13 protein-coding genes and 1 pseudogene are annotated in these 7,986 nt (G+C 42.3%); 2 read left to right on the forward strand and 12 right to left on the reverse strand.

All coding sequences use genetic code 11. The features are described 5' to 3' along the window. From ASN18_RS06590 to ASN18_RS06600, 3 genes and pseudogenes are all read right to left on the reverse strand, one after another. A pseudogene (locus tag ASN18_RS06590) lies at positions 1-1,095 on the reverse strand (hypothetical protein); the annotation flags it as partial. Next, positions 1,058-1,372 (reverse strand): hypothetical protein, encoded by a 315-nt coding sequence (locus ASN18_RS06595; protein ID WP_085051946.1) that lies wholly within the window; start codon positions 1,370-1,372, stop codon positions 1,058-1,060. The gene ASN18_RS06595 and the pseudogene ASN18_RS06590, both read right to left, overlap by 38 nt. A gap of 160 nt (positions 1,373-1,532) precedes the next feature. Further along, positions 1,533-1,805 carry a hypothetical protein gene (locus ASN18_RS06600; RefSeq protein WP_085051947.1) on the reverse strand — a complete coding sequence of 91 codons (273 nt, stop codon included), beginning with the start codon at positions 1,803-1,805 and terminating at the stop codon, positions 1,533-1,535. A 48-nt stretch (positions 1,806-1,853) separates the two neighbouring features. Here ASN18_RS06600 and ASN18_RS06605 point away from each other — a divergent pair, with 48 nt between their 5' ends. Both ASN18_RS06605 and ASN18_RS06610 read left to right on the forward strand, forming a co-directional pair. Then, positions 1,854-2,144, forward strand: a complete 291-nt coding sequence (locus ASN18_RS06605) for a hypothetical protein (protein ID WP_085051948.1) — start codon at positions 1,854-1,856, stop codon at positions 2,142-2,144. Continuing rightward, positions 2,137-2,403, forward strand: a complete 267-nt coding sequence (locus tag ASN18_RS06610) for a type II toxin-antitoxin system RelE/ParE family toxin (RefSeq protein ID WP_085051949.1) — start codon at positions 2,137-2,139, stop codon at positions 2,401-2,403. Before ASN18_RS06605 ends, ASN18_RS06610 begins: the two co-directional genes overlap by 8 nt. 33 nt (positions 2,404-2,436) lie before the next feature. Here ASN18_RS06610 and ASN18_RS06615 read toward each other — a convergent pair whose 3' ends face one another. From ASN18_RS06615 to ASN18_RS06655, 9 genes are all read right to left on the reverse strand, one after another. Then, positions 2,437-2,841 (reverse strand): helix-turn-helix domain-containing protein, encoded by a 405-nt coding sequence (locus tag ASN18_RS06615; protein ID WP_085051950.1) that lies wholly within the window; start codon positions 2,839-2,841, stop codon positions 2,437-2,439. Position 2,842: 1 nt separating this feature from the next. Further along, positions 2,843-3,328: a hypothetical protein gene (locus ASN18_RS06620; protein WP_085051951.1), complete on the reverse strand. Its 486-nt coding sequence runs from the start codon at positions 3,326-3,328 to the stop codon at positions 2,843-2,845. Between the two features lie 170 nt (positions 3,329-3,498). Continuing rightward, complete coding sequence (locus ASN18_RS17105) at positions 3,499-3,645, reverse strand: hypothetical protein (protein WP_157072867.1); 147 nt, start codon at positions 3,643-3,645, stop codon at positions 3,499-3,501. Then, the gene (locus tag ASN18_RS06625) at positions 3,642-3,932 is read right to left on the reverse strand and encodes a hypothetical protein (protein ID WP_085051952.1); all 291 of its coding nucleotides are present in this window, start codon (positions 3,930-3,932) and stop codon (positions 3,642-3,644) included. Before ASN18_RS06625 ends, ASN18_RS17105 begins: the two co-directional genes overlap by 4 nt. A gap of 373 nt (positions 3,933-4,305) precedes the next feature. Continuing rightward, positions 4,306-4,530 carry a hypothetical protein gene (locus tag ASN18_RS06635; RefSeq protein WP_085051954.1) on the reverse strand — a complete coding sequence of 75 codons (225 nt, stop codon included), beginning with the start codon at positions 4,528-4,530 and terminating at the stop codon, positions 4,306-4,308. Positions 4,531-4,571: 41 nt separating this feature from the next. Next, complete coding sequence (locus tag ASN18_RS06640) at positions 4,572-4,871, reverse strand: hypothetical protein (protein ID WP_085051955.1); 300 nt, start codon at positions 4,869-4,871, stop codon at positions 4,572-4,574. 147 nt (positions 4,872-5,018) lie between these two features. Next, positions 5,019-5,744: a phosphoadenosine phosphosulfate reductase domain-containing protein gene (locus ASN18_RS06645; protein WP_085051956.1), complete on the reverse strand. Its 726-nt coding sequence runs from the start codon at positions 5,742-5,744 to the stop codon at positions 5,019-5,021. Further along, positions 5,741-6,616 carry a tyrosine-type recombinase/integrase gene (locus ASN18_RS06650; RefSeq protein WP_085051957.1) on the reverse strand — a complete coding sequence of 292 codons (876 nt, stop codon included), beginning with the start codon at positions 6,614-6,616 and terminating at the stop codon, positions 5,741-5,743. The genes ASN18_RS06645 and ASN18_RS06650 overlap by 4 nt, the downstream gene beginning before the upstream one ends. A 120-nt stretch (positions 6,617-6,736) precedes the next feature. Continuing rightward, a complete protein-coding gene (locus ASN18_RS06655) occupies positions 6,737-7,219 on the reverse strand; it encodes a replication protein (protein WP_236861575.1) in 483 nt (160 codons plus the stop codon). Positions 7,220-7,986 lie beyond the last annotated feature (767 nt).

A 7,986-nucleotide genomic window follows, 5' to 3' on the forward strand; every position in this document is an offset into this window, starting at 1 on the left:
CTTTACGTTGCACCTCTCTTTCCGAGCGTTTAGAAGATTTCTGGGAAAGTCGCGTCGCATAAATACCCTATTTCCTGACGCAGACCCACGGCCAGACGTTAAAAACGCCTCAACATCGTTGCTTGGGTATTCCTGGTGGAATGTATCGATGCTGCCTTTACAGTCGTTTGATATGCACTTCCGCCGCCACGCAATGTGTGACAGGTCAAGGTTATGTGTCTGCATGATAGCTCGTTCGTCGTCGGTCAAGTCAGCGGTATCGAGATTGTGAGAATCGATACGGTACTTATCAAACGCGAACCATGGGATAAACACAGATGAGTATTGGTTGTCAGGGTCGGCCTTATAGTCAATACAGCAGCGGAACTTGGGTTTGCCGCTGTCTATGTATATCTCGTACTTATATCTTGACATGATGTAGTAATCATAGAACTCACCGCCTAAGCCTTTTGCCGTACTTTCTAAAATGACCTCAGTGTCAACGCTGGATTCTTTTGGGACGGTCTGTAAAACACTGGTTAAGACACTGCGCGCCTTGCCGACAGGCCACTTGGCTACCTCTGAAAGATGCAGGTAATGTAAAAGCTGCCCGCTGCCAAAATCAGGCTTATCCGCTGTACCGACAACAATCGAGCTGTCCAGTCCACCGCGCCCTGAAGGATAGTTAAAATCCAGCATTCTCATAGAGTTATATCGAGTTACCGGTTTGACAACCTCTGGGTGGTATGAGTACATACGCCGGATCATTCCAAAAACGGCTGCCGTAGCATCCGGCTCATGCGTGATAAGGGCCGCGTGTCTATTGCTCTGTGTCGTGCAGTGCCAGTAGAGCCGTCCAGCCGCCCATGTGCTGACGCCCTCACGCCGCGCCTTTAGGATTATCAGTCTGACCAGCCTGCCCGCGCCTTTAATATCAGCGATTATACCATCAAGCAGCAACTGTATCTCGTTGAGCCGCAGAGGTACTCGTTTGCCGGTAGTTGTCTGGATATAGAGACAACGTGAGGCAAAGTAGGCGTAATCTGTCCTCAGCCGCCTCTCTATCTCTAATGCCTGGTCACGCTTGGTCGTCGGCCTCTCCGTTAGTCTCTGCACGATTAACGTTGAGAATTCTGTCTTCCCACGTTTCGATATGACCGTCAACGGTGACAGCGCTGTCCACCGCCCTGCGCTTGGGGAAGAGGTATTGCAGCGCATCGAGGCAGATTTTAGCGCGTAACCAGTCATCAGTCTTAGAATCGACTGCCATATCGACAAGGATAGACACAGGGTCAAAGCCCGCCTCCCTGAGTTTGTTTTCAAGCTCAAGGGTGCGCTTATTCTTAGCCCCCTTTGGTCGTCCACCTGTTTTCTTATCACCTTTTGCGCCCATTCATTGTATGATTTAGACTAATTTAGACCGTTTAGAGGTCTATTTTTGTCTATTTTTCTCCGCTTTCAGGCCGTCTGTAGAAGGCAAGACCGGCTTTCCATGCGGGTCTTTGCAAGGTCTAAAAAAGTCTACTTTAGACCTTTCAAGCAGGATAGAGCTATCACTTCTTCTTTGTCATACCTGTGGTGTTTGCCTCGTCGCCGCCCGGGACATCTGAGTTAGGTCGAGATTTTTCAGTCAGATGCGGCGTTCCTGGCGTTGTTGTGCTGCTGGGTACGAATACTTCTTTGCTTGATGTCATGGCCATGATCAGCACCTCCGGTTTTGCCTGTTTTGCCTGTTTTATTTGTTGGGACGATTGCCCCCTATATATAGTAGAATATTCGCATAAATCCCCGGAATCCCAGTACACACGCCGGTTTCCTATTCGCATGACGTGACATGCTTTACAGTTTCTATCAGGCAATGCTATATTATTCTTATGAGCGAGACGATTACAGAGACTGCCTCATCAGCTATTGATACTGCCCCGGCGGTAGTCGGCGAAAAGACACCCGACATCGAACGTATCATCGAGACGCTGCTTGTGCTGTCCCCTGAACGTGTCAGAGAGGCCGCTGACTTTATCGCTTATCTTGCCGAGAGAGAGCGCAAGCATAAGGCTTTTGTCGAGGAGACGCTTGCTGCTGAAGCCAATACTGAGAAGTTTGTCTTTAAAAATTCCAAAGAGTTGATAACGGCTGCCCTTGCGTCGGTTTCTGAAGATGCTTAATCTTGACGCCGACAAACCTTTTCTGAGAAAACTTGGGAAGCTATTAAAAAGAGTTCCGTCGCTGAACGAAAAAATATCTGTAACTTTCGATTTGCTGCAGGAGAATCCTTTTACACCTTCTTTGAAAACTCACGCTTTGGTCGGCAACCTCAAAGGTTTATATTCCTGCTCTGCAGCTCCAGATATCCGCATCATCTTCACTCTATCCGGCGACACAGTACACCTGCTCAACATAGGTTCTCACGACGAAGTTTATTGATACCTGCCTGAAGGCTCTATGTGTCTGAAGGGTCTAGTTGCCTGAGATAATTGCTGGCAGCTCAAGTTCAGCCATCATACAACAAATACACGGCTGACCATTGTTACGAATAATCCGGTATAGAGTCGATATTGATATGTTCAGTATCTTGGAAATCTGCTTGACTGGCATACCGGAAAACAGCATGACTGTGATCGCGCGGAGGCGTATGTCTTTTATCGTTCTGATATTTTCGATGGTTACTCGCCGCTTCCACTGCTGCCCTTCGGCGATTTCAGCAAGGATTATCTTGTAGTCTGTTGTGATTATACTGTCGTTAAATTCCATGTAATAATCAGTGCTATCTAATGCAAGGAGCTCTTGTTCGACATGAACGCAGAGTTCTTTGCAGCCGGTATATTTTCGGCAGTCTGTACATAACAAGCGTTTACTATTCATTTTAAAATTCGTTATTTTTAAGCAGAAATAGTGCGCAGTCCAGACAGTTTGAGGCGGCGGCCAGTTGTTGTGCTATTTGTCCTTCTGCAGTTGAGGCATCATATTCAAAATCAATTTCATTGTTATATTTCTGATGTGCATTATCCAGCATAAGGCGGATATTTGATACGCGGTCAGTTATGTCTGAAATATGACAGATAGAGAGGGAACAATTCCCAAAATCTTTGGCCTGGTAAGACTTCAACTGAACACTTATTTGTACGTCCCCCGACCAGTCAGAAACCCCATTAACTTGATTCGCTGCTTCATGAATCTTAGCGGCATATGAATTTACAGGCGCTGGGGACGTTATCTTCTTAATTGAAGCTATAGCGTCTCCAATGGCCTTGTAAATCACGTCCTCGATACGCTTATTCTCTGAAACATCAGGGTATTCAACCATGTAGATTTCCTTGCTATCCTTGTCTATAACCGTTATTTTCAGCATTTAACCTCCTGGTTTGTCATCTCATCCACAGCAGTCTCCACAAACAAGGCATGTCTTCATGTGTATTTGCCAGCATTGCTGACAATAAAGACTATCTGTCAGGATACATTCGCCATATTTATTATCATCAATCGAGATGATAGTTGGACAGTTACCACACCGAGTCATTGTCAGTCATAAAATCTCAGTTGCTCCTGAATATATGGAAGCATAAATTCCTCTTCGGTTAATGATTTAACGGCTAGTGGAACTGTCATGCCATCATGTTTTATATAGTAAACCCATGCGCCATCTTTGTAATCGCTTTTTGTTTTCACTGAGCCTCTCCAAAATATATATTATTGTCTTTCAATACCTGATATAATGTCGCCTCTAATCCCTGTATTTTCTCATGCTCAAGTTGAAATTGATATTGATCGTTAATTGCCTCTATTATCTCGTGCAATAGAGTTGATTCCTGCCTTTCTCTTGTTATTTCTTTGTTTATCTTTATTATACCTTTTATTAAATCTATTTGCCCTAGTTGCTCTTTTGAAAATGACGGGTCTACCAGCTCTACTCTATACTCAAGACCGCCGATAATTAACTTCTTTGGTATGTTCATCAGGCATCTCCTCTGTCAGTTATATTATATTTAAAAAATGATTTCCTGTAAAGCAAACGGGAAAATGCCGCAATGCCCTTAACGCCGCAGCACTCCGTCTTCTATCACATGTCTAACCACGAATCATCATTTACCTTGTCATTAACACGGCTCCCATGCCGCGCTAGGAAAAACGATACTAACCCTGCCAACAAAGCAGTCGCAAATAGTTTAACATTACGAGATAGTGCAGAATTAATATCACGTTGCTGCACGCATAGATGCACTGATATATTCGCTTTCTGATTGCGATGTGTCGAGTCATATTTATGATTCAATTCCCAAGCGTCAAACGCAAACTGGCAGCCCTTCAGGGTATTACAAAAATCACAAATCATAGTTCCTCCTTTTTGCTTTCCATATTTTTATTTTTGATAAATGACTGCCACGCGCAGAATATATCATTGTCTGAATATCGCACACTATTGCGAGTTTTGAGATGATTCTTTATGTTACTTATGTATGTCCGGTCGTTGGCGACTTCTGACAATATTTTCCTCTGAAAAAATGGATAGTACATATCCCAAATCTTATTAATCGCATTTTCTAAGTTTGACATTATCACACCTGGCTTTAGTATTATGAGCTGCTGAGAGCAGCTTAAGCCTCTATTTTCATTTCACGTAATTGATTATTATCCACCCTCCGCCGATGATTACAGTAGCTCTTCCAGAGTATGTTAATATCATCGATACTTTTTTTAATAAAGAATGCTTTTAAAAGCATATCCTGTACCTTTACGGCGTCAAAATCATCCTGGTACATTCGGTGAAATATACTTACGATAAAGTCAGCTTGTGATTCCATTAAAATTAATTGCCGAATACCATACGTATCAATACATATGTCAATTCGGTCTAAAACATCTTCGATAAATTCAGCCTTTTGTTCTAAATTCATAATATTCCTCCTGTGTTTTAAGAGATAATCCCCGCTTCGTATTCTTTTGAGTCAGATGTTTTATTCATATCGCTGTCTCTTTCAATATAACAGCTCTCGTTCATATCTTCTCCCTATTCGTCATCGTCATGTTTCTTTAGATATTGATTAATACTGCCCGTCAGAACACCCACATGGTATTGACGGGTCATATTCTCTCATAAAATCAAGTTCACCTTGAGCATCAATCTCTTTAAGCGCAACGCCCTGTTTAATTGTCCGGCCTTTTGGATGTTGCAGCTCTAATGTAAGGGCTTTTTTGAATAGCTCCGGCTTATTTCTTTTCATCTCACGAAACTCTCGTTTAGGTGTAAACGGACATATATAACACCCGCTTTTCGGCGGTATCTTCAAGCCCTCTACTCTAATTATATTTATACAATCGTCCCTTGTAATATTAGCATCATGCAAAGGAAATACTTTAATCTGGTTTTTTAAATTACATGATTTCTGTAAGGCACCGGCAACGCGCCCGTCTTCCTCGGCGTCAAATCCCACATATACGGTTTTTTTGCCTTGATATTGCGATATATATTTATCAAATGGAATTACCTTCCAATCAGATGTACACCATCTGTACTTCATAATCGGCATAATACGTTTCCTAAGGCAATAATTATATAGACCTTCGCTATTCCTACGAGTGATGACTATCTCCATGCCGACCTTTTGTTTTAGATACGCCGAAAAGTAGTCCACATAATCAAGCGTCTCCGGCAGTTCCGCGCCCGTATCGACAAACACGATCATGTCTGGCACGTCGCCCCTATTAATCAGATATATCACCATAGCCGTAGAGTTTACACCACCGCCGTAGGAAACTACTTTCATCATAATTTCTCCTTCGATCCTAACGTGTAGTATTTTGTTGTCGTGGTTGCACTCTCGTGCTGGAGAGCTTCTTTGAGCCGACACAACCGCTCCTGCTCGCACTGCTCGTTTATCTGACTGGCCTTGCTGTGCCGGGAAGCCTGATACATCGGGATTGATACGCCGACTGTCCGGCAAGCCCGTGTCCATATCTTCTGTATGTTGCTGCGTGATAGTGAGAACATCATCCTTTCCGGCATGTAATGACTAAAATTTATGTGAATGTACGAGGCAAGGTCATTTGATATTTGATACTTGTAGATATGACCTGTCTTTGTCGGTCGCGTATTGTTTTTCTCGTCGAGAGCGCGCTCAACCGTGATGACGGCGCCGTCAATGTCCCGTTTTTTTAAAGCTCGTGCTTCACCCGGGCGCATACCGGTTTCAAACAGGATCGCATAGAACAGTTGGTATTGTGGATCGATTTGAGATAGAATCATTCGTTGGGTATCGATGCCTATCCAGCGTTTTGACTGGGCCGTTATTTTTATCTTTGGGAACTTTGGCACTTTATGAATTACATCGAGGTAGAAAAGATGGTTTAAGAGGCCCTTTAAGGTGTCAAGGATGTGCTTAATAGTTTTACTTGCCAGACCGCGCTGAAGCAACGTAGAGTAGAAATCAAAGACCACCTTGGAGGAAACAGCCTTTACGTCCATATCTCTCAAATTTGGGGCTATGTGGTTCGCTACGATTGATTTTAGCTTGGAGACATAGGCATACGATAGGCCGGATGCCTCAAGATGGTTGATCCATTGTTCGAATGATTTTATTAACGGGTCAATAGCCGTTACCTCGAAAAGTTGTTCCGTTCCGCATGTCGGACATTTGATCATTGCCTCATACCTCCTGAATCTGATTTACAATATACATAATAATATGTAAACATATAAATATATATCGGATTCATGCTCATTTTATTTAACTGGTTCATATTCGCAATGATTTGGGTTCCGTTAATGTCGGAATTTTTGTCCTATCTTTAACCTGTTAACTTCGTTCTGCCATGAATCGGCGTGTTGGTTAATGGCGAAATTAGTTTTTCTCTTTGATGGTTCTGAGATAATGATGTTCTTATCGATGAGGTGTTGGATAGACGTATGCGTATCATGTAAGTCCATGGCACACTCATTTGCAATTTCTCGATACGATATATAATATGCGGGCTTTCTCCATGACCATGTTCTACTGATGATGGTCCAAAAAACACGGCTCTCCCGAGCGCTGAAATTAATGCTGATGAGACCGTTCATCATTGTATTAGGAATACGGCAGTATCCAGTATAGTATTTAATGTCATCTGTTGTATTGTTGTATAGATTTGCTTTTATCTGTTTTTGAATCTTTTTTTCATGGAATTCGACCTTCCATGATTTTACAATCATGTTGATGGAAAAGTTGGTTTTTCGTAGCTCTGTTTTTGATTTTGATGCTGACACAATATTCTTGTCAATAAGCATTTTGACAGAAAGAAAAGCATTTCGATAATCCAGGCCAGCCTTCTTTGAAAGTATTCGATAAGTTGAATTCCATGAGAATTCTTCCTGAAACGATGACCACAAGTAGATTGTCCAAAAAATGCGACTTTCATGAGCTCCGAAATTTACGTGCATGAGGACACGGCGAATTATTTTGTGGGGAACTCTCGTGTAGCCCTTCGTATAGTCAATCTCGTCTATCATTCTATGTATAGTATACAGATTATCTTAATATGTCAATATCATTATTCATGATATTTACTCCTATGAGGCCACAGTGCCTTATTTTGTATGGGATTCTGGTGCCACTCATTTACTAAAATCATTTTCTATTCCCTTACAATCATTATCCCTACTATCTTTTAAAATGGTATGTTTATCTTTTGGTATCTTATATAATGATGTGTGATGCTTATCCCACCAACACGCCTGATGTGTATCCCACCAACAAGCCTACGAAGTTTTAAACAGGTTACTAACATAGTTATCAACATAGTTATCAACATATTAATTATTCTATGATGTGTGATGCTTATCCCACCAACACACGCCGAATAAGATATGGCGTTCCAGTGCTGACATTTATGCATATGAGGCCATATCGGATTATCTTGTGCAGGATATGGGTAAAAACATTAGGGGTCTGCGTCAGGAAATAGGGTATTTATGCGACGCGACTTTCCCAGAAATCTTCTAAACGCTCGGAAAGAGAGGTGCAACGTAAAGAA

The sequence above is a fragment of the Candidatus Magnetominusculus xianensis genome (genome assembly GCA_001541255.1).
GTDB classification, from domain to species: Bacteria; Nitrospirota; Thermodesulfovibrionia; order Thermodesulfovibrionales; family Magnetobacteriaceae; genus Magnetominusculus; species Magnetominusculus xianensis.